The organism is Corynebacterium lowii, assembly GCF_001412085.1.
Taxonomy (GTDB): domain Bacteria; phylum Actinomycetota; class Actinomycetes; order Mycobacteriales; family Mycobacteriaceae; genus Corynebacterium; species Corynebacterium lowii.
In genome coordinates this window covers 18,203-36,149 of sequence record NZ_LKEV01000008.1, presented here as the reverse complement: position 1 = coordinate 36,149, position 17,947 = coordinate 18,203, and the positions used below count along the sequence as shown (strand labels likewise).

Sequence of the window (17,947 nt, the reverse complement as noted above, 5' to 3'; positions counted from 1 at the left end):
GTTTAGGCCTCTGCCACCGGCAGGGGCCGCTTTTCCACCAGCGTGCGCATGACCATCGTGGAAGTGATCTTGTTCAGCCCCGGCAACCCGCCCAAGTGGTTATCACGTAGGCGCTGATAATCCTCTAGGTCGCGCGCTACCACGCGGAGCAGATAATCGGGGTCGCCAAAAAGGCGCTCTGCGCTGAGGATCTGAGGTATCTGCACCACCTTTTCCTCAAAGGCCTCAATGGTGGCGCGATCCTCGCGCTCCAAGGTCACAAAGGCGATGACCTGGAGGGAAAAGCCGAGCGCGGCGGGGTCAATATCGGCGTGATAGCCGCGAATCACCCCGTCTGATTCCAGGGCGCGGAGGCGTCGCAAGCAGGTGGAGGCCGCCGCCCCGGTGCGGTCGGCCAGGCCTGCGGCGGTTGTGCGCGCATTGCTTTGTAGAGTGGCAAGAATCGTGCGCGAAAGATTATCTATGTGCATGAATCGCTCATTCTTTTGTTTGTAAAGGTATGTTTATGGCATATTATCGCGCCTCTTGGTGCTTTCTATAGCATCAAGGCACCCTAGCGTGCATGGATATTGCGCTGCTGCTGAGTTTCTTGGGTCTTTCTACGCTGATGAGCTGCGTTCCGGGGCCGGATTGGGGCTTGATTCTGCGCCACGTGATCGGCGCGCCCTCCCGGACGGCGGTGAATCAGGCCGTGGCGGGAATTGGCGTGGGCTACGTGGTGATGAGCGTGGTGGTGGCCGCGGGAGTGGGGGTAATGGTGGCCGATCACCCCGCCGTATTCACTCTCATTAGCGTGGGCGGGGCGCTGCTGCTCATCTACCTAGGCTCCACGATGTTGTGGGGGCTGCGGGCTACGCCATCGACGCCGGTGGGGGAACCCGTGGCATCGAACCAGGCTGCCGGGGCCAAGCGCGGCTCTCCACTCTGGGAGGGCATGGGGGTGAGCCTGCTCAATCCCAAGGGAATCATGTTCTTTGTGGCCCTGCTGCCGCAGTTCGTGAACACCCAGGCCCCGTGGTCGGTGAGCACGCAGATGTTCACCCTGGGCATGGCCTTTACTTTGAGCGTGGTCGTGGTGTACACGGCCCTGAGCCTCCTGGCGCGCCGGGTGCTGCGAGCCAATCCGCGCGCCACGGTATTCCTCCAAGGCGCCGGTGGGGTGGCCATGCTGGGGTTGGCGGTGTTCATGCTGGTGGAGGCGGTGTAGGAGGCTATAAGAGCGCTGGCCTTTTTAGTGATGTGATTCACGGTGATAGGTTAAGATTTGTGCAATTCCCGCTAGCGATGGAGCGTTAGCGGTTTCCTCTGATTCTTAGGCACAGCGAGGGGAAAGATGAGCACAAGGCCACCTCGTTTCCGTGGGCCAGATTTTTCCCGCCTGTGGGTGGGCGATTTCGTCTCGAATACCGGCACGGCGATGGTCACCTTTGCCGTGCCGGTGATCGGGGTGACGGAACTGGGGTTATCGGCGCAGCAGATTAGCTGGGTGGCGGCGGCTAGTCTCTCCGCGCCTCTCTTCTTCTCCCTCTCTGCCGGTGCTCTCGCGGACCGGCTGCGGCGCAGTTTCTTGCTGCACGTATGTAATATCGCGCGCTTCGTCATTTTCGCCCTGCTCTGCGTGCTCTTTCTTGTAGGCTCCCTGGGCTGGGTGAGCCTGGCCGTGGGGCTTTTTGCTGTGGGGGTACTCAACCTCCTTTATGAAAGCTCTATGGCGGCCGCCGTGCCTTCGGTGGTGTCCAAGGGCGATTTGGTGAAGGCCAATTCTTGGATTGAGGGCGGCCTTTCGGTCTCGGAGACGGGCGGGCCGGTGTTCTCGGGTTTTATCCTCAACACCTTTGGTGCCCTGGCGATTTTGGTATTAAACGCGGTGAGTTATCTATTCAGTTCCCTTATGCTTTTGGGCTTACCGCTGGATAGGCGGGGGAGCAAGGATAAGCCAGAGCGCTTTAGTATCAAGGGCCATCTGAGCGAGGTGTGGCTGGGCTTTAGGCTGATCTGGGGCCAGGTGCCGCAGCGCGTGGCCCTCTTTGCGGCCACGCTGTATAACTTCTTTGATTCCTGGCTCTTTGCCATTTTCTCCGTTTTTGCGTTGACGGTTCTGGGGTTGAGCCCTTTCACTTTCGGCCTGGTCTTTGCCGTGGCTACGGTAACGGGGATTGTGGGCTCTGGCGTGGCGGTGAAGCTCACCGATCGGTACGGCTTTGGTACCTTGCTGGTCACCTCCTTCTCGATGATCGCCATGGCGGGTATTGCCCTGGCCTTTTCGGTGTTGTTGGAGGGGCTGAGTGCGGCGGTGCTCGTAGCCGCGGTCTTTGCGATATTCGAGTTCTGCATTGTGGTGAACATGATTATCGGGCGCACCATGCGCCAAACGCTCTTCCCGGAGGAACACATCTCCAAGGTGGCCGGGACGGCGCGTTTTCTTTCCTGGGGTGTCGATCCCCTGGGTGCGCTGGTGGGCGGCGCCTGTGCTGCCGCGTTGGGGCTAGAAACCTCCGTGGTGATCGCCTGTTGCGGGTTCTCCCTCGCTGCCCTGGTGTGTCTCTGTAGCCGAGAGTTGCGGAGTTTCCGCCCGGTCTTGGCATAAACCGCAGCCCGAAGCCACAACCGCAACCCACACCCCATAGACCCCCCAAAAAAACCTACAACCCCCGCGGGTCCAACGGCACTACCGCCGGCGTCCCGGTCACGGGGTCGGGCACCACCAGGCAGCGCAGCCCAAAGACCTCCTCCATCAGCTCCGGGGTAAGCACCTCGGCGGGAGTCCCGGTGGTCACAATCGCGCCCTGGTGCATCACGATGAGCCGCCCGGCATAGCGGGCAGCCTGGTTGAGATCGTGGAGCACCGTCACGATGGTCTTGCCCTCCTCGTGTAGGCCGCGCAGCAGTTCCATGAGTTCGTATTGGTGGGCGATGTCGAGGAAGGTTGTGGGTTCGTCGAGGAGCATAAGCGGGGTGTCCTGGGCGAGCAGCATGGCTATCCACACCCGTTGGCGCTGTCCACCGGAGAGTTCTTCTACCGTCCTATCGGAGAGGTCGAGGGTGCCGGTGGCGTCGAGAGCAGCGCGCACGGCCTCCTCGTCGCTGCTGCGCCACTGCTGCAAGAGTCCCTGGTAGGGGGCGCGCCCGCGCGCCACGAGGTCGGCCACGCGGATTCCCTCGGGGGCGAGGGAGGATTGGGGCAGCAGCCCCACGCGGCGCGCTACCTCCTTGGCGGGCAGGCGGTGAATGTCCTTGCCGTCGAGGAGGATCTGGCCGCGCTCGGGGCGCAGCACTCGGGCCAGGGCGCGCAGCAGGGTGGACTTGCCGCAGCCGTTGGGGCCGATGATGGCGCTAAACGAGCCTTCGGGAATATCCACGGAGAGTTCGGCGGAGATGGTGCGTTGTTCGTAGCCGAGGGTGACGTCGCGGGCGCTGAGGGGGTGGTGGGGTATCACGGGTTTGCTTTCTTTAGGAGGAGGTGGCGCGGGGAACCTGCCGGATGAGCAGCCACATCATGTACGCGCCGCCCAGGCATACGGTGATAAGGCCCACGGGAATGGGCTGGAAGAGGCGGGAGATCACCAGGGAGGCCACGTAGGCGGCGCTGAGCAGGGCCGCGCCCATCGCGGCGGAGGCCCACAAACTTAAGCCCGCGCTGCGGCTGAGCCGGTGCGCCAATTGGGGTGCGCTCAGTGCGATGAATCCGATGGGGCCTGCGGCGGCCGTCACGAGTGCGGCGGTGATAACTCCCAGCGCCATGAGCGCGGGCTTGGCGTAGCGCACGGCAATGCCCTGGGTGGTGGCGGTGGCGTCGCCAAGCTCTAGGGCGCGCAGCGCCGGGGCCAGCAGGACGACGCCCACCAGCACCACCGTTCCGAGCACCAGCGAGGGGAGGAGCCCCTGCCAGGTCACGCGGTTGAGGGAGCCCGCCGCCCAGAAGCCCACCACCATCGCGTCCTCCACCTGGGCGCGGGTGATGAGGTAGGAGTTGAGCGAGCCGAGCCCTGCGGAGACGGCGATGCCCACGATGATGAGCCGGAAGCTGGCCACCCCGCCGCGCCAGGCCAGCGCGTATACGGCCAGCGCGGTGAGCAGCCCACCGGCCACGGCGGCCCCGGCCAGCGACCAGTAGTTTGCCGCGCCCGCCACCAGCACCGTGAGCGTGACGGCGGTGTATGCTCCGGCGTCGAAGCCGATCACGTCCGGGGAGCCCAGGGGGTTGCGGGTGAGCGATTGGAAGATCGCTCCGCCGAGGCCCAGCAGCGCGCCGAAGAGGAGCGCGGCCAGGGCTATGGGCAGGCGCCATTCCAGCACGATCATGCGTTGAATACGGGTGCCCTCCCCACCGAATACCCCCAAGACTTCAGTGGGACGCAGCGGGAAATCACCCATGCCAATGCTGAGCACACAGAGCACAGCGGCCAGCGCAAAGAGCCCTAACCCCGTGAGCAGCACCCGCCAGCCCATTCTCCAGGAGAAGTGCCGGGTGCGGATCACGGCCTGCCGGTAACCGAAGTTAAGGCTCATAGCCCACCTGCCTTCTTGCGCCGCGCCAGGGCGATGAGCACCGGGGCGCCGAGCAGGGCGGTGATGATCCCGGCCTCGATCTCGCCGGGGCGGGCCACCACGCGGCCCACGGTATCGGCAGCCAGCACCAGCACCGGGGCGCACAGCGCGCTATAGGCGATAATCCAGCGCTGGTCGGGCCCCACGAACCAGCGCACCACGTGCGGAATCATCAGGCCCACAAAGCTAATCCCCCCGGTGATCGCCGTGGCCGAGCCCGCGAGCAGGGTCAGTGCCACGATCCCGAGCACGCGGGTGCGCCCCACCTTGGTGCCCAGCGCGGCGGCGAGATCATCACCGAGCGCGAGCGAGTTCAAGGAGGAGGCCAGCGCCAGGGCCAGCAGCAGCCCCGCGATCACGAGGGGCGCGGCGCTCAGGGCGTCGCGCAGCGAGGTGCCCGCCACCGAACCCACCGACCAGTGCCGGATTGCCTCAAAGGTATCCGGGCTGGTGAGCGAGAGAAAGCGGGTGATTCCCGTAAGCACCGCGCCCAGGGCCACCCCGGCCAGCACCAGGGTAGCGGGGGAGGCGTGCGCGCCCTGGGTGGCGCTGATGGCATAGACCCCGGCGGCAGCCAGACCCGCGCCGATAAAGGCGCACCAGATATAACCCGTGGTGGTGCTCAGCCCAAAGGCACCCACCCCCAGCGCGATGGCAAAGCCCGCCCCGGCGTTCACGCCGAGCAGGCCGGGGTCCGCCAGGGGATTGCGGGTGAGCGCCTGAATGAGGGCACCGGCCACCCCAAAGCCGATTCCCGCCAGCACCGCCACCAGGGTGCGCGGCCAGCGCTGCTCCCAGAGGATTGCCGAGGTCATGGCCGGGGCATCATCGCGGTGCCACAGGGCCTCCCACACCTCGGAAAAGGCCAGCGGATTCGAGCCATAGGCGAGGCTGGCGCCGCAGGCCAGCACCAGGGCGGCGAGGATGAGCACCAGGCTCAGCGCGCGGCGTCGATTGCTCTGCGCGGCAGCAGGGGTGCGCGCCGCAGGAGGAGGAGAAGGCATGAAGTACCACAAGAATAGGTAAGGCTAAACTGAACTTCTCCCATATTTAAGGTTCAGCCCGCAGAAAGCAAATGCACCCCGGGCCACGGCGGCCACGGGGTGCAGGGGAGGGCTTATCGACGCCTTCCTAGTCCACGTGCTGCGCCTGCGGCGGGGTCACCAGCGGCTTGGGCGCGTACTCGGCGCGCAGGTTGCGCAGGACCGTGGCGTGCTCGGCTAAGCGCTGATCCTCCTCGGTGACGGGCACGAACTGACGGGTGGGCAGGGCGTTCCCGTCCACGTCCTTGGAGATATAGGTCACGGAGGCGTGAATGGCGGTTTTCAGCGCGGAGCGCCCCTCGTGGGCGGCACCGGAGCGCACGTGAATGGACATCTGCATGCTGCGTTCCTCGGTGCGCAGCATGCGGGCATCTACCTCCACGAGGTCACCGATGGCGATGGGGCGGTAAAAGCGGATGCCCCCGGCGTAAATAGCCACGGTGTGCTCGCCGGTCCATTCCATCGTGCAGGCGGTTCCGGCCTCGTCGATCCACTCCATCGCGGTGCCGCCGTGCACCTTGCCGCCCCAGTTCACATCGGTGGGCTTAGCCAGGAAGCGGGTGATGAGGCGGGGGGCGTCGGAGGGCCCCTCATAGGTTTGCTTTTCCATCTCGGCCTCGATGGCGCTGCGCAGGCCGATGCGGGAGCGGGCGGCCTCCTGAACGCGCACTTCCTCTTCCGTGTTGGGCTCGAAGGAAGCCACGGGGGTGGACTTGCCCGTGGCGGTGTCCTTAGCCACGAAGATCACCAGGCAATCGCAGGCGCGGGTGAATACGCCCTCGCGGGGGTCGGCGGAAAAGACCTCATTGACGATGTGCATGGAGGAACGTCCCGTCATGGCGATGCGGGAGCGCACCTCCACGATGTGCCCGGAGGGAATGGGGCGGGTGAAGTGAATATGGCCCACGTAGGCGGTTACGCAGTAGGTGCCGGACCACTGGGTAGCGCAGGCGTAGGCGGCCTTATCAATCCATTCCAGAAGGCGCCCGCCGGATACGCCGTGGGTACCGGCCAGGATCACATCCGTGGGAGCGGCCATGAAGCGCAGGGTGACGGAGGGGGATTTGGGGGTGGGGGTAGTCATGGGACTGGCATTCTCCGAGGTATTCAACTCCATATAGACCACACCACCATACCGTGCCCTATCTCTCTACGGCGGACCGGGAGTGGGGTTAGCGGCGCTATAATGCGCGCGTGGCTAAGAAGGTCGATCCCCTAGAAGCACGCCGCGCGGTAGAGGCAATACAGCAGTGGGCGCGCGATCCCGAGTCCACCCCCAAACCCCCGCGCGCCGAGATCGCGGCGGCGGTGCGCCAGTCCGCCCGCCTGCTGGAACAGAGCGCGCCGGGGCATTCCGTGGAGCTGCGCGTGCCTCCCTTCGTGGCGGTGCAGTGCATCGAGGGGCCACGGCATACGCGCGGCACCCCGCCGAATGTGGTGGAGATGGATGCGTTCACCTGGCTGCAATTGGTCTTAGGAACGCTGGATTACGAGGGTGCCTGCGCGCAGCACCGCGTGGAGGCCTCCGGGGCGCGGGCGGGGGAGGTGGCCCGCTGGTTGCCTCTGTTTAGGCTGGCTGGCTAAGGGTGGTTATGATGTTGCCCGTGGCACTTAGGAACACGCATTGTCCTCCCGTCCCTGTCTCGCCTCCCGTGAACCTCGATGATCGCGGAGAGACCGCACCGCGCGAGGAATGTGGTGTATTCGGGGTCTGGGCGCCGGGGGAAGAGGTAGCCAAGCTCACCTACTTTGGGCTCTTTGCCCTTCAACACCGCGGCCAGGAGGCCGCCGGTATCGCCGTGGGCGATGGGGACCGCATCATCGTGTACAAGGATATGGGCCTGGTTTCCCAGATCTTCGATGAGATGCTGCTGGATTCCTTCGAGGGCGACGTCGCCATCGGGCACACCCGTTACTCCACGGCGGGCGGCACGGACTGGAATAACGTCCAGCCGATGTTCCGCACCTCCTCCAATGGCACGGACATCGCGCTCGGGCACAACGGCAACCTGGTGAACTTCGTGGAACTGCGCGATGAGGCCACCGAGCGCGGCGTGCTCGACGCCGCCAGCGCCTCCGATACCAACGTGCTCACCGCCCTGCTTGCCGACGCCGTGCAGGACGGCACCACCGTGCTCGACGCCGCCCGAGAACTCCTCCCGCGCGTCCACGGGGCCTTCTGCCTCACCTTCACCGATGGGCAAACCCTCTACGCCGCCCGCGACCCTTACGGCGTGCGTCCCCTGGTTCTCGGCCGCCTAGAGCGCGGCTGGGTGGTGGCCAGCGAGACCTGCGCCCTGGACATCGTGGGTGCTTCCTTCGTCCGCGAGATCGAGCCCGGCGAGATGGTGGCTATCGACGCCACCGGTATCCACAGCGAGCGCTTCGCGGAGACCAAGCACAAGGGCTGCGTATTCGAGTACGTGTACCTGGCCCGCCCGGATACCGTGATCCGCAACCGCAGCGTGAATGCCACTCGCATCGAAATTGGGCGTCGCCTCGCCCGCGAGTTCCCCGCCGAGGGCGATCTGGTCATGCCGGTGCCGGAATCGGGCACCCCGGCGGCCGTGGGTTATGCCCGCGAGTCCGGTATCCCCTTTGGGCAGGGTTTGGTGAAGAACTCCTATGTGGGCCGCACCTTCATTCAGCCCTCCCAGACGCTGCGCCAGCTGGGTATTCGCCTCAAGCTCAATCCGCTGCGCGAGGTGATCGAGGGCAAGCGGCTGATCGTGGTGGACGATTCCATCGTGCGCGGTAATACCCAGCGCGCGCTCATCCGCATGCTGCGCGAGGCCGGGGCCGCCGAGGTTCACGTGCGCATCGCCTCCCCGCCGGTGAAGTGGCCCTGCTTCTATGGCATCGACTTCGCCAGCCCCGGAGAACTCATCGCCAATTCCGGTGATGCGCAGACGGTGGAGGGCATGGCGCAGTCCATTTGCACCGCCATCGGCGCGGATTCCCTGGGCTTCGTATCCATCGAACAGATGGTGGAGGCCACCGAGCAGCCCATGAGCGAACTGTGCACCGCCTGCTTCTCCGGGGAGTATCCCCTGGGCCTGCCCAAGGGTAATCCCAATGCGGACCTGGTGGCCCGCCTCCAAGAAACCGCCTCAAGCTAATCCCCAACCACAAAGAAGAATGGAAGAAGAGACGATGAGCCACAACGACGAGACTCAAGGCGCCTCCTATGCCGCTGCTGGCGTGGATATTGAGGCCGGTGACCGCGCGGTAGAACTCTTTGCGCCCCTGGCTAAGAAGGCCACCCGCCCCGAGGTGCGCGGCGGCCTGGGCGGCTTCGCTGGGCTCTTTGCCCTGGGCAAGTACCGCGAGCCGCTGTTGGCCGCGGGCTCCGATGGCGTGGGCACCAAGCTCGCCGTGGCTCAGGCGATGGGCAAGCACGACACCATCGGCATCGACCTGGTGGCCATGTGCGTGGATGACCTCGTGGTGTGTGGCGCGGAGCCGCTCTTCCTCCAGGATTACATCGCCATTGGCAAGGTGGTTCCCGAGCACGTGGCGCAGATCGTCTCCGGCATTGCCGAGGGCTGCGTGCAGGCCGGTTGCGCCCTGCTGGGCGGGGAGACCGCCGAGCACCCCGGCCTGATGGAGCCGGGCGAATACGACGTCTCCGCTACCGCCGTGGGCGTGGTGGAGGCCGATGAACTCCTCGGCCCGGATCGCGTGCGCGCGGGCGACGTCATCATCGGCATGGCCTCCTCCGGCCTACACTCCAATGGCTATTCCCTGGCCCGCCACGTGCTGCTGGAAAAGGCTGGCCTGCCCTTGGATGGGTACATGGAGGAACTGGGCCGCACCCTGGGCGAGGAGTTGCTAGAGCCCACCCGTATTTACACCCGCGAATGCCTGGCCCTGGCCGCCGAGTGCGAGATTCATACCTTCTGCCACGTCACCGGCGGCGGCCTGGCGGGCAACCTGGCCCGCGTGATTCCCGAGAACCTGGTGGCCACCATTTCCCGCGGTACCTGGACGCCGGGCCAGATCTTCCGCACCATCGCCTCCCTGGGCAAGGTCTCCCAGGAAGAGATGGAAAAGACCTTCAACATGGGCGTGGGCATGGTGGCCGTGGTGGCGGAGAAGGACCGCGATCGCGCCCTGGCTATGCTGGCGGCCCGCCACATTCCGAGCTTTGAGATCGGCACGGTGCGCGACGCCGCCGAGGGCGACGAGCAGCGCGTGGTGATGACGGGCTCGCACCCCGGCGCTTAGGATTTGCGAAGCCGCATAGAAACGATAAAAGAAGGGGGTGGCTACCCAGGAAACGGTAGCCACCCCCTTCTTTGCGCTGTGGGAGAGGGCGCTATTTGTCGCCCTGATCCTCCTCATTCCAGTAGGCGTATTCCGCGTAGGGATCGTCGTAATCCTCATCGGCGGAGTCCTCATAGGAACTGTGAGGAGCCTTGCCCGCCAGTTCACGCTGTAGGGACTCCAGATCCATGTCTGGTGTGCTGTACTTCAACCGGCGTGCAACTTTGGTCTGCTTTGCCTTCGCGCGACCGCGACCCATGGCGATGACCCCCTTGGAGTTTCAGGGCAATCCAGGGAATTCGGACGCCCCATCTGCTGTACGTATGTCTATATTCCTGTTAAACACAATAGCGGTTCTGCTCAAAAATTTCTGCACCGCCTCCGCCCTGATCGGTTTTAAGCAGGATACGGGGCCAAAAATCTAGCGGCCGCGTAGTTTTTCTATCGCCGCGCGTCCCGCCTTGTCTCCCTCGAAGGCGGGCAGGGAATCGCTATCCACCGCCAGGGCGCAATCCCCGGCGCTCAACTCCGGGAGCGAGGCGGCACCAGAAGCTCCGGCAGAACCTACCCCCAGCACCGAGCGCTTGATAAGCCCCAGGGCGATGGGCCCGAGTTCATAATCGTGTACCACCGTGCCCAGGCGGCCCACCTTCCGCCCCCCGGAGGTAATGGGCGTGCCGGGGGCGGGCAGCACGGGCACCGAGCCGTCCAGGTGCAGGCGCACGAGCAGTCGGGGGGAGCGGCCGATATTTTCCACCCGCGATACCGTCTCCTGGCCCCGGTAGCAGCCCTTATCCAGGTGCACGGTCCCGAGGTTATCGCCGCGCCCAATCCAGTGGGGCACCTCGTGGGGGATGGTTTTATCGTCGAGGTCCGCCCGTAGTTCCGGGTTCAGGGTGTGTACGCGGTGGGTGGTCCACGCCATGAGCCCGGCGGGGCTGAGGCCTTGGGCCGTCAGGGCGTCGATAGCCTGGCGCAGGTCGGCGCGCTCCACGGCGAGGTCGGTGCGGTCCGGTAGGGTGCGGGTCCACTCCATGGGCACCCCCGCGAGGTCCGGGGCGGCCCCCAGCACGCTGAGCAGCCCCAGGGTGGTTTCGGTGATCTCCACCTGGGACCAAAAGACCATGCGGCTGAGAAACTCGCGCAGGCTTGCCGCCTCAGCGCGGGGCAGATCGAGGTAAAAGCCCTGCTCGATGCGTATCACTTCGGCGTGGTGGAGCACGTGGCCCTGGGCGTCGAGGTCGAGGGCGCCGGCGTGGAAGCCCACGGGGGCGTCGTCAAGCTTCTGGGAGAGCAGGTTGTTGAGGAAGGTCGCGGCCTCGGGGCCGTCCACGCGCAGGATGGTGCGGTGCGAGCGGTCCACCACGGTCCCGGAAAGTGCGGCCCGGCGCTGCTCGGCCAGGGGATCGCCGTAGTGCCAGGCCACTCCCTGACTATCAAGGCTTAAGGCTAAGGTGTCTTTCTCCTGGGCGGGCAGGGCGCCGGGGAGGCTCAGCAACGGGGAGGAATAAGCGGTGGTATCAGGCACAGGTAGATGGTAACCCTCTGTGGCGGGCATAATTCAAGGTATGGCTGGAAGTACCGCGCCCATCATCTTCATTCTGGAACCCTTCGGCGGCTCTATCCGCAGGCATAACGCCGCCCTTCCCTCCCTCTTCTGGGATGACGCGGGAGTCACCCGCGGCGATGGCGTTTTTGAGACCTTCCTGGTGCGCCAGGGCCGCGCGTGCAACGCCCAGCGCCACGCCGAGCGCTTTGCGGCCTCCGCGCAGCGCATGGGCCTGCCCGCCCCGGACGTGAATTACTGGTTGAAGGCCACCGAGGAGGCTGTGAGCGCCTGGGTGGAAGAGCGCGGCGAGGAGGCCGAGGGCACCTGCGTATGGACGTACACCCACGGTCGCGCCTCCACCGGCTTCCCCTCCGCCTGGCTCACCATCACCGAGATCAAGCCCGAGCAACTGCGCCAGCGCCGCGAGGGGGTCTCCGTGCTCACCCTGCCGCGCGGATTCACCCCCACCGAGGAGAGCGCGCAGTGGATGCTCACCGGGGCCAAAACCCTCAATTACGCCGCCGCGATGGCCGCGCTGCGCCACGCGCGCGCCCAGGGCTGCGATGATGTGATCTTCACCCAGGGCACCGGGGAGGACGCCCGCGTGCTCGAAGGCGCCACCTCCACCGTGGTGCTGGTGAAAAAGAACGGCAAAATCCGCACCCCCTTATCCGGCGGGGAGGTGCTGCGCGGCACCACCCAGGAGGCGCTTTTCGACGCCGCCCAGGCCGCAGGCTGGCGCTGCAAGGCCAAGGACCTCACCGTGGCCGACCTCTACGAGGCGGGCTCGGTGTGGTTGGTCAGTTCCGTGCGCATCGCCGCCAGGGTCACGCATCTCAACGGGAAAAAGCTCCCGGCCCCCGATAATGAGCAGGAGGTACGCGCGCTCATCGAAAGCGCCGTGACCTCCGCCTAAAGCGTTTTAGCCCTCGCTTAGCCCACCACGCGGGTGAGCTCGGCGGACATGCGCGGGTGCAGTTGCCCCTCCACCACGCGCTCATCTACCCAGCCGAGGTGATTATTGGGCATGAGGCCGTAGAGCCGCTTGCCGGGTCCGAGCGTGGTGGGGCCGGTTTCCGTGACCATCGTGGAGGCCGCTTCCAGCTCCCAGGCGCGCTCGTTGACGGGCTTGCCATAAAAGATTTCCACCACGCCGGTGGAGTGGGTGCAGATGAACTCGATGTTGTCCTTCAAGTCAATGCGCACAAAGCCGGACTCGCGCTGATCCAGGCCGCTGGGCTTACCCTCCTCGTCCACCTTCCAGATGCGGGACTCATAGGTGAGATAGTTCTCCCCGTCGTGGGCAAAGGTAATCTGCTGGCCAAAGTTGTACTCGCCGCCCTCGGCGGTATCGGCCTGGCCTTCGCCGCGCCACACGCCCACCAGAGGTAGCAGCGCCAGCAGACCATCGTGGAGGTTGGGGCCTAAGCGGAGGTTGGCGGTATCGGCCTCGATGGGGAGGTCGTCGAGGGCCGGGATATTGCGGCCCGCGGTGTTCTTGGACTGCTCGGCGGCGAGGTTCACGGCGTCGCTCCCGCTGCGGGTGGCGGGCTGCTCCGGGGTGGAGCCGGAGGCGGCGGCGTCGCCGGGGGTATCGGGCACGTGCTGGGAATCGTTATTCTCGGACATGTCCACCAGGGTACTGGTAGGGCGTGGCGACGCCGCTACACTGGGGCGAGTGCGCGCGCTGATGATCTCAAACCCCAATGCCACCACTCAATCCGCTTTGATGTTGCGCCGCGTGGCGGCCGCCCTGCGCGAGGTAGAGGGGTTGCACTTACGCAGCGTTTTTACCCACTACGCCGGGCACGCGGCGCAGATGTGCCGGGGATTGACCCGCCAGGATTATGACGTGGTGATTGCCGTGGGCGGAGACGGCACCGTCAACGAGATCATCAATGGGCTCCTTGGCCCGGTAACTGGCTCTGCGCCCCACCCGCAGGATATTCCCGCTTTGGCCGTGGTGCCCACGGGCTCGGCCAACGTCTTTGCCCGCGCCCTGGGCTACCAGCCCTTCCCGCACATCGTGGCGCGGCAACTGGCCCAGGCGCTCCGGGAGGACTCCCGACGCCGCATTTGCCTGGGCACCTGGGATCAAGGCTGGTTTGCCGTCAACGCGGGCTTTGGTATCGACGCCACCGTGATCGAGCGCGTGGAGCAGGTGCGCAGCCGGGGCTTTGCGGCCACCCCGCTGCGCTACCTGGTGGTATCCACGGAGGCCTGGCTGCGCAGCCAAATAGACCCACCGGAAATCGAGGTACACGCCCGTGCCCAGGACGGGAGCAGCCTCAACAAACAGCAGATGCCCCTGCTCTTTGCCTCCAATACGAACCCCTGGACCTTCTTGGGGCCGCTGCCGGTGGTCACCAACCCGCGCAACTCCTTTGACCAGGGCCTTGGTCTTTTTGGGCTCACCAGTATCCGGGGGATTGGCGGGGTGGCGAGCATGTTGCACCTCATTGGGGTGGGGCATCGCCGCTGGGTAGAGCGCTGGTTGGAGCGGCGCACCGTGCAGTTTGACGACGCCACCGAGGTGCAGATGACCTGCCCCACGCCCGAGCACTTCCAGGTGGACGGGGAATACGAGGGCGATTACACCTCCGTGACGTTGGGCTGTGTGCCGGACGCCTTGGAGGTCTTTGCCCCGCAGGGGCAGCCGCTTTCGGTGCGGCGCACCGTGCGCAGGGCAGTGCGCGATTTCTTCCGGGTGCGGTAGATAGTTGGTCTTGGGGCGCCGGGTTATGTTGAACGATATTCTGGATAATGAAATACAAAATATGCTAGATTCGGCTTATGGCTAGACCGCGTTCATTCGACCCAGTATCCGTACTTGATGCAGCAGCGGCCGAGTTTCGGGTTCATGGTTTTGCTGATACCTCGACGGAACGGCTCTGTGAGGCTGCTGGCGTACGTCGGAGCAGCTTGTATAACACCTTTGTCTCTAAGGAGGAACTGTTCTTTCAATCCTTGGTTCGCTATATCGATGTGATATGGGAGCGGCAGAAAGAGATACTCACTGACTCTGATCTCGATGGTGGTGTGCGTCTCTGGCGTATTCTTGAATTGGTCGTTGAAGAAGAGTCTTCTGCTCGGGCTGGGGGACATGCTGCCGGGTGCATGGTCGTTAATACGTTGATGGCGCCTGGTGTAAGGGGAGCGGATTCCCGTGTTCAGTCGGTGCTGGAACGTGATTATGAGCGTCGATGTTCGCTGTTAACTCAAACGGTCCGAGTGGGCCAAGCTGATGGGAGTATTCTGCCTGGAATATCGCCCGAAGATGTTGCGCTTTCGGTCATTACGGTGATCTCTGGTCTGCGGGTTGCTGCTCAAGCAGGTGAGAGTCCGGAGAGTCTACTTCGGATTGTTCGTACTTGTATGGGTTCTGTGCTGGGTTAAGGGTGATTCATGGTGAGTGGGTAACGCACGTTCAGTTTTGTATTCAATAATCCAAAACTGACCATTGGTTCTCGGGGGCTCCCCGGCTCCTCATTTTCCTATGGAGAAGAGATTTTTATGAAGAAGCATTTATATCTGCTGATGGTCACAATTCTGGTCGTGGTGATGAGCGAACTCCAAGTTGCTGGCATGATGCCCGCAATTGCCGCAGACCTGGGAGTATCAATCGGACAAATCGGTCTCCTTGTATCAATGTACTCACTGGGAATGGCCATCGGCGGCCCTATCGTGGCTTACCTGTTACGCCATACCCCGCCAAAACAAGCGCTACTAGCCGTTGTTGGTACATACGCGGTTCTTGAAGCGTTAGTACCGATGGTGCATGAGTACTGGTGGGTAGCACTATTGAGAATCATCACTGGATGTCTTTCCGGCGCAGCCTTTGGACTTTCCGTTGCTTTCGGTGCGCAACTAGCAGAAAGCCCGGAAAAAATTGGCGAGGCCATCTCTATCGTCCTCGGCGGCATTATGGTGGGCACCGTCATCGGACTGCCCATCTCACACTATATTTCTGGTGTTCTCGGTTGGCAGGCCAGTTTCTACCTTTTGGCAGTGGCAGCCCTAATTCTCTTCATCGTGAGTGTTTTCTTCTTGCCCCGCCGCGAAGCGGCCTCACAAGAAGATGCCGCACAGGACATCCGCAATCTACGCTCCCCCCGTTTATGGTCACGATACCTGGTCAGTTTGCTAACAATCGGGGCAGCATACGGCTCGTTTTCTTACTTCACACCATTGCTAGAAGAAAGTACCGGCCTAAGCAGAAATATCACCACAGTGGTCTTGCTGGCCTATGGAATCTTCTCGTTCATTGGCAATCTTGTAGTAGGGAAGTTTGCAGACCAACATGCTGTGGCCGTTTTACGTGTCGGGCATGGGCTGCTGATCTTCTCGCTCAGCGTAATAGCCGTCTTTGTCACTATCTCTTGGCTAGTGATAGCTATGGTCCTCATTGTTGGTTTGGCTGGGGTGACTATGAATCCTGCGCTTGTCACTCGTGTTGCGGAAGTAGGGGGAACGGGAAATCTCGTGAGCACTGTGCACACTTCGGTTATTACGATGGGTGTCACTTTAGGAACAGCGATTAGTGCTACAACCATCAGTAATTTCGGGGATAACCCAGTTGTTGCTATGTGGACCGGAGCAGTCTTTGCTGTGCTCGCCGCTGGTGTTCTCACCATCCAAACTCGTAGGCAAACGCCGTCAGGAATGAGGGAATAGCATCGGCAGGAACGCCGTCGCCAAGCCCCTCCCCCTAGCTCCCCGCGTTATGCCGCCCGTAATCGGTGTCGTCGTAATCGGAGGGGTTGGAGGTTTCCAGGGGAGAGAGATCGGAAAACTCCACGGTGATATTGCGCCGCTGCGCGGTGAAATAAATGGAGCCGCCGGAAACGTGCACGGCCTCCGCCTGCCCCGCCAGCGGCAGGGAGCGGGTATCGAGCTCCCAGCTAAAGGCGCGCCGGGCCTCTTCTATACGGTCGGCGGGAACCTCGGGGAACTCAAAGGGGGTCATGCGAAAGCTCGGCCCCTCCAGGCGCAGGGCGGCGATCACGGTCACGGGTTCTGTAAAGCCGTGGGGGGTGCCGGTCAGTTGCACCTCCACGGCGGGGCCGCCGCCGGGGGAGATGTCGTAGGGGTTGGAGATGTCGAGGTCGGTCATGCCCAGTTGTTCGCCCACGGCCACGCCGTCGAGCCCGAGCTGTCGGCTAAACACCTCGGCGGTGGCGCCGGTGAGGTCCCCGCTGAATACCTGGTGTCCGCTGGCCTCAATGGCGGTGATCTCCGTGCGGGCGTTGACGAGCCCCAGGCCGGGGGTGTCCACGTCCAGGGCCTCCACGGAGAGCCGGGGTATCTCCCCGCTGAGCAGCGCCTGGGTATAGGGCACCCCGCCCAGGTAGACGTGCGGCTGTACCTCTAGGTTGGAGTTATCGGCCACGGCGGTAGAGATGGCGCGCTCGGCGCGAATCGCCACGGCGGAGTCCGCCACCCACGCCAGGCCCCCCACCGCGCCGAGGCAGGCGAGGGAGAGCACGAGGATTTTCTTCCGGGCAACCACGCTGCACAGTCTAGTGAGTACCCTGGGCGGGCATGAATATCCGTGTCCTCGATCTTCCCGGTACCGCGTGGGCGCCCGCCGCCCGCGCCCTGACTCACCGCGCCGAGGCCGCCGATGGGGTGGCTCCGCTCTCCGAGCAGTTCCTGCTGGGTCTGGACGATCCTCGCCTGGGCCACCGCCACGCCATCGCCACCGAGGGCGAGGAGGTCGTGGGCCTGTTGGCCCTGGGGGAGGAGGGGGAACTGGTAGTCGATCCCGCGTATCGCCGTCGCGGCGTCGCCACCGCGCTTATCGACGCCCTGCCTCCTGCACCCCTGTGGGCGCACGGTGACCTCCCCGCGGCGCAGGGGTTGGCCCGCAGCCGGAACCTGGAGCCGGTGCGCAGCTTGTTGGTGCTGGGCATAGCGGGGGAGGATTTGCGCGCCGCCGCGGAGTTAGACACCCCCGAGGGCTACGAGTTCAGCGACGTGGAGGAGTTGAGCCAGCGCTGGGGGCGGGATCGGGTGCTCGGTGCCTGGCTGCGGGCCAATAATGAGGCCTTTGATTGGCACCCCGAACAGGGAGGGTGGGATCGCGCACGCTTGGAGCGCGGCATGGAGGCCGAGTGGTTCGATCCGCGCGGTGTGAAGCTCCTCACTAGGGGAGAAGAGCTCGGGGGCTTCCATTGGACAAAATGGCATGAGGAGGAAGAGGGTCTGGGAGAGGTGTATGTGGTGGGCCTGGCGGAGGCCTTTCGGGGGCGCGGATTGGGCGGGCCGCTGCTGCGTGCGGGCCTGCACTACCTGGTGGAGAGGGGCGCGCGCCGGGTGATCTTGTACGTGGAGGCGGATAACGAGGCCGCCTTAAAGGTCTATTACCGTTTGGGCTTCCGGGTGGAAGAAAAACATGTGGTGTACACCCAGCATAGTTAGCCTAATGATGGTGTGAAGTTAACCTGTTGTTCACGCTTTATTGGCCGAGTGGACGCAATCAAGCTCTACCTTTTCTCTGGGGCGCTGAGGAACTTTCGTATCCCCGTGCCGCCTACAGACC

Annotated in this window: 19 protein-coding genes; 10 read left to right on the top strand and 9 right to left on the bottom strand. The window is 64.1% G+C overall.

Features of this window, described 5'->3' with window-relative positions; all coding sequences use genetic code 11:
* Window positions 1–2: 2 nt before the first annotated feature.
* Window positions 3–470 carry an Lrp/AsnC family transcriptional regulator gene (locus Clow_RS10540; RefSeq protein WP_156334914.1) on the bottom strand — a complete coding sequence of 156 codons (468 nt, stop codon included), beginning with the start codon at window positions 468–470 and terminating at the stop codon, window positions 3–5.
* Window positions 471–562: 92 nt separating this feature from the next.
* On the opposite strand from Clow_RS10540, the gene Clow_RS10535 reads away from it, so the two are divergent.
* Complete coding sequence (locus Clow_RS10535) at window positions 563–1,207, top strand: LysE family translocator (protein ID WP_055179001.1); 645 nt, start codon at window positions 563–565, stop codon at window positions 1,205–1,207.
* A gap of 126 nt (window positions 1,208–1,333) precedes the next feature.
* A complete protein-coding gene (locus Clow_RS10530; protein WP_082418655.1) occupies window positions 1,334–2,587 on the top strand; it encodes an MFS transporter in 1,254 nt (417 codons plus the stop codon).
* A 55-nt stretch (window positions 2,588–2,642) separates the two neighbouring features.
* On the opposite strand, the gene Clow_RS10525 is transcribed toward Clow_RS10530, so the two are convergent.
* The 4 genes from Clow_RS10525 to Clow_RS10510 all read right to left on the bottom strand — a co-directional run bounded on the left by Clow_RS10525 (window position 2,643) and on the right by Clow_RS10510 (window position 6,675).
* Entirely contained in the window at window positions 2,643–3,437 is a 795-nt protein-coding gene (locus Clow_RS10525; RefSeq protein ID WP_156334911.1) for an ABC transporter ATP-binding protein, read from the bottom strand.
* 13 nt (window positions 3,438–3,450) lie between these two features.
* Window positions 3,451–4,509, bottom strand: a complete 1,059-nt coding sequence (locus Clow_RS10520; RefSeq protein WP_055178997.1) for a FecCD family ABC transporter permease — start codon at window positions 4,507–4,509, stop codon at window positions 3,451–3,453.
* A complete protein-coding gene (locus Clow_RS10515; protein ID WP_055178995.1) occupies window positions 4,506–5,552 on the bottom strand; it encodes a FecCD family ABC transporter permease in 1,047 nt (348 codons plus the stop codon). Before Clow_RS10515 ends, Clow_RS10520 begins: the two co-directional genes overlap by 4 nt.
* Before the next feature lie 127 nt (window positions 5,553–5,679).
* Complete coding sequence (locus Clow_RS10510) at window positions 5,680–6,675, bottom strand: acyl-CoA thioesterase (protein WP_156334908.1); 996 nt, start codon at window positions 6,673–6,675, stop codon at window positions 5,680–5,682.
* 110 nt (window positions 6,676–6,785) lie between these two features.
* Between Clow_RS10510 and Clow_RS10505 the strand changes: the two genes are divergently transcribed.
* The 3 genes from Clow_RS10505 to purM are packed head-to-tail and all read left to right on the top strand — an operon-like array spanning window position 6,786 to window position 9,818.
* Window positions 6,786–7,175 (top strand): sterol carrier family protein, encoded by a 390-nt coding sequence (locus Clow_RS10505; protein WP_055178991.1) that lies wholly within the window; start codon window positions 6,786–6,788, stop codon window positions 7,173–7,175.
* A gap of 11 nt (window positions 7,176–7,186) precedes the next feature.
* On the top strand, window positions 7,187–8,710 hold the full coding sequence (gene purF, locus Clow_RS10500; protein ID WP_055178989.1) for an amidophosphoribosyltransferase: 1,524 nt from the start codon (window positions 7,187–7,189) through the stop codon (window positions 8,708–8,710).
* 34 nt (window positions 8,711–8,744) lie between these two features.
* Complete coding sequence (gene purM / locus Clow_RS10495; protein WP_055179087.1) at window positions 8,745–9,818, top strand: phosphoribosylformylglycinamidine cyclo-ligase; 1,074 nt, start codon at window positions 8,745–8,747, stop codon at window positions 9,816–9,818.
* A gap of 91 nt (window positions 9,819–9,909) precedes the next feature.
* On the opposite strand, the gene Clow_RS10490 is transcribed toward purM, so the two are convergent.
* Window positions 9,910–10,116, bottom strand: a complete 207-nt coding sequence (locus tag Clow_RS10490) for a DUF3073 domain-containing protein (protein ID WP_055178987.1) — start codon at window positions 10,114–10,116, stop codon at window positions 9,910–9,912.
* 162 nt (window positions 10,117–10,278) lie between these two features.
* Window positions 10,279–11,385 carry a CAF17-like 4Fe-4S cluster assembly/insertion protein YgfZ gene (ygfZ, locus tag Clow_RS10485; RefSeq protein WP_245625758.1) on the bottom strand — a complete coding sequence of 369 codons (1,107 nt, stop codon included), beginning with the start codon at window positions 11,383–11,385 and terminating at the stop codon, window positions 10,279–10,281.
* Window positions 11,386–11,425: 40 nt separating this feature from the next.
* Between ygfZ and Clow_RS10480 the strand changes: the two genes are divergently transcribed.
* A complete protein-coding gene (locus Clow_RS10480) occupies window positions 11,426–12,322 on the top strand; it encodes an aminodeoxychorismate lyase (protein ID WP_055178983.1) in 897 nt (298 codons plus the stop codon).
* A 17-nt stretch (window positions 12,323–12,339) separates the two neighbouring features.
* On the opposite strand, the gene Clow_RS10475 is transcribed toward Clow_RS10480, so the two are convergent.
* A complete protein-coding gene (locus tag Clow_RS10475) occupies window positions 12,340–13,035 on the bottom strand; it encodes a heme-binding beta-barrel domain-containing protein (protein WP_055178981.1) in 696 nt (231 codons plus the stop codon).
* A 61-nt stretch (window positions 13,036–13,096) separates the two neighbouring features.
* Here Clow_RS10475 and Clow_RS10470 point away from each other — a divergent pair, with 61 nt between their 5' ends.
* From Clow_RS10470 to Clow_RS10460, 3 genes are all read left to right on the top strand, one after another.
* Window positions 13,097–14,122 (top strand): diacylglycerol/lipid kinase family protein, encoded by a 1,026-nt coding sequence (locus tag Clow_RS10470; RefSeq protein WP_082418659.1) that lies wholly within the window; start codon window positions 13,097–13,099, stop codon window positions 14,120–14,122.
* 77 nt (window positions 14,123–14,199) lie between these two features.
* On the top strand, window positions 14,200–14,802 hold the full coding sequence (locus Clow_RS11535; protein ID WP_082418654.1) for a TetR/AcrR family transcriptional regulator: 603 nt from the start codon (window positions 14,200–14,202) through the stop codon (window positions 14,800–14,802).
* A gap of 117 nt (window positions 14,803–14,919) precedes the next feature.
* The gene (locus tag Clow_RS10460) at window positions 14,920–16,080 is read left to right on the top strand and encodes an MFS transporter (RefSeq protein WP_055178976.1); all 1,161 of its coding nucleotides are present in this window, start codon (window positions 14,920–14,922) and stop codon (window positions 16,078–16,080) included.
* Between the two features lie 34 nt (window positions 16,081–16,114).
* On the opposite strand, the gene Clow_RS10455 is transcribed toward Clow_RS10460, so the two are convergent.
* Window positions 16,115–16,915: an LmeA family phospholipid-binding protein gene (locus tag Clow_RS10455; RefSeq protein ID WP_055178974.1), complete on the bottom strand. Its 801-nt coding sequence runs from the start codon at window positions 16,913–16,915 to the stop codon at window positions 16,115–16,117.
* A 32-nt stretch (window positions 16,916–16,947) separates the two neighbouring features.
* Between Clow_RS10455 and mshD the strand changes: the two genes are divergently transcribed.
* On the top strand, window positions 16,948–17,826 hold the full coding sequence (gene mshD / locus Clow_RS10450; protein ID WP_055178972.1) for a mycothiol synthase: 879 nt from the start codon (window positions 16,948–16,950) through the stop codon (window positions 17,824–17,826).
* The last annotated feature ends 121 nt before the right edge of the window (window positions 17,827–17,947 follow it).

What these genes read in the sequence shown, in the direction of transcription:
- Clow_RS10540 (WP_156334914.1), bottom strand. Translation starts at nt 470, where the DNA reads ATGCACATAGATAATCTTTCGCGCACGATTCTTGCCACTCTACAAAGC.
- Clow_RS10535 (WP_055179001.1), top strand. Translation starts at nt 563, where the DNA reads ATGGATATTGCGCTGCTGCTGAGTTTCTTGGGTCTTTCTACGCTGATG.
- Clow_RS10530 (WP_082418655.1), top strand. Translation starts at nt 1,334, where the DNA reads ATGAGCACAAGGCCACCTCGTTTCCGTGGGCCAGATTTTTCCCGCCTG.
- Clow_RS10520 (WP_055178997.1), bottom strand. Translation starts at nt 4,509, where the DNA reads ATGAGCCTTAACTTCGGTTACCGGCAGGCCGTGATCCGCACCCGGCAC.
- Clow_RS10515 (WP_055178995.1), bottom strand. Translation starts at nt 5,552, where the DNA reads ATGCCTTCTCCTCCTCCTGCGGCGCGCACCCCTGCTGCCGCGCAGAGC.
- Clow_RS10510 (WP_156334908.1), bottom strand. Translation starts at nt 6,675, where the DNA reads ATGACTACCCCCACCCCCAAATCCCCCTCCGTCACCCTGCGCTTCATG.
- purF (WP_055178989.1), top strand. Translation starts at nt 7,187, where the DNA reads ATGTTGCCCGTGGCACTTAGGAACACGCATTGTCCTCCCGTCCCTGTC.
- purM (WP_055179087.1), top strand. Translation starts at nt 8,745, where the DNA reads ATGAGCCACAACGACGAGACTCAAGGCGCCTCCTATGCCGCTGCTGGC.
- Clow_RS10490 (WP_055178987.1), bottom strand. Translation starts at nt 10,116, where the DNA reads ATGGGTCGCGGTCGCGCGAAGGCAAAGCAGACCAAAGTTGCACGCCGG.
- Clow_RS10480 (WP_055178983.1), top strand. Translation starts at nt 11,426, where the DNA reads ATGGCTGGAAGTACCGCGCCCATCATCTTCATTCTGGAACCCTTCGGC.
- Clow_RS10475 (WP_055178981.1), bottom strand. Translation starts at nt 13,035, where the DNA reads ATGTCCGAGAATAACGATTCCCAGCACGTGCCCGATACCCCCGGCGAC.
- Clow_RS10470 (WP_082418659.1), top strand. Translation starts at nt 13,097, where the DNA reads ATGATCTCAAACCCCAATGCCACCACTCAATCCGCTTTGATGTTGCGC.
- Clow_RS11535 (WP_082418654.1), top strand. Translation starts at nt 14,200, where the DNA reads ATGGCTAGACCGCGTTCATTCGACCCAGTATCCGTACTTGATGCAGCA.
- Clow_RS10460 (WP_055178976.1), top strand. Translation starts at nt 14,920, where the DNA reads ATGAAGAAGCATTTATATCTGCTGATGGTCACAATTCTGGTCGTGGTG.
- mshD (WP_055178972.1), top strand. Translation starts at nt 16,948, where the DNA reads ATGAATATCCGTGTCCTCGATCTTCCCGGTACCGCGTGGGCGCCCGCC.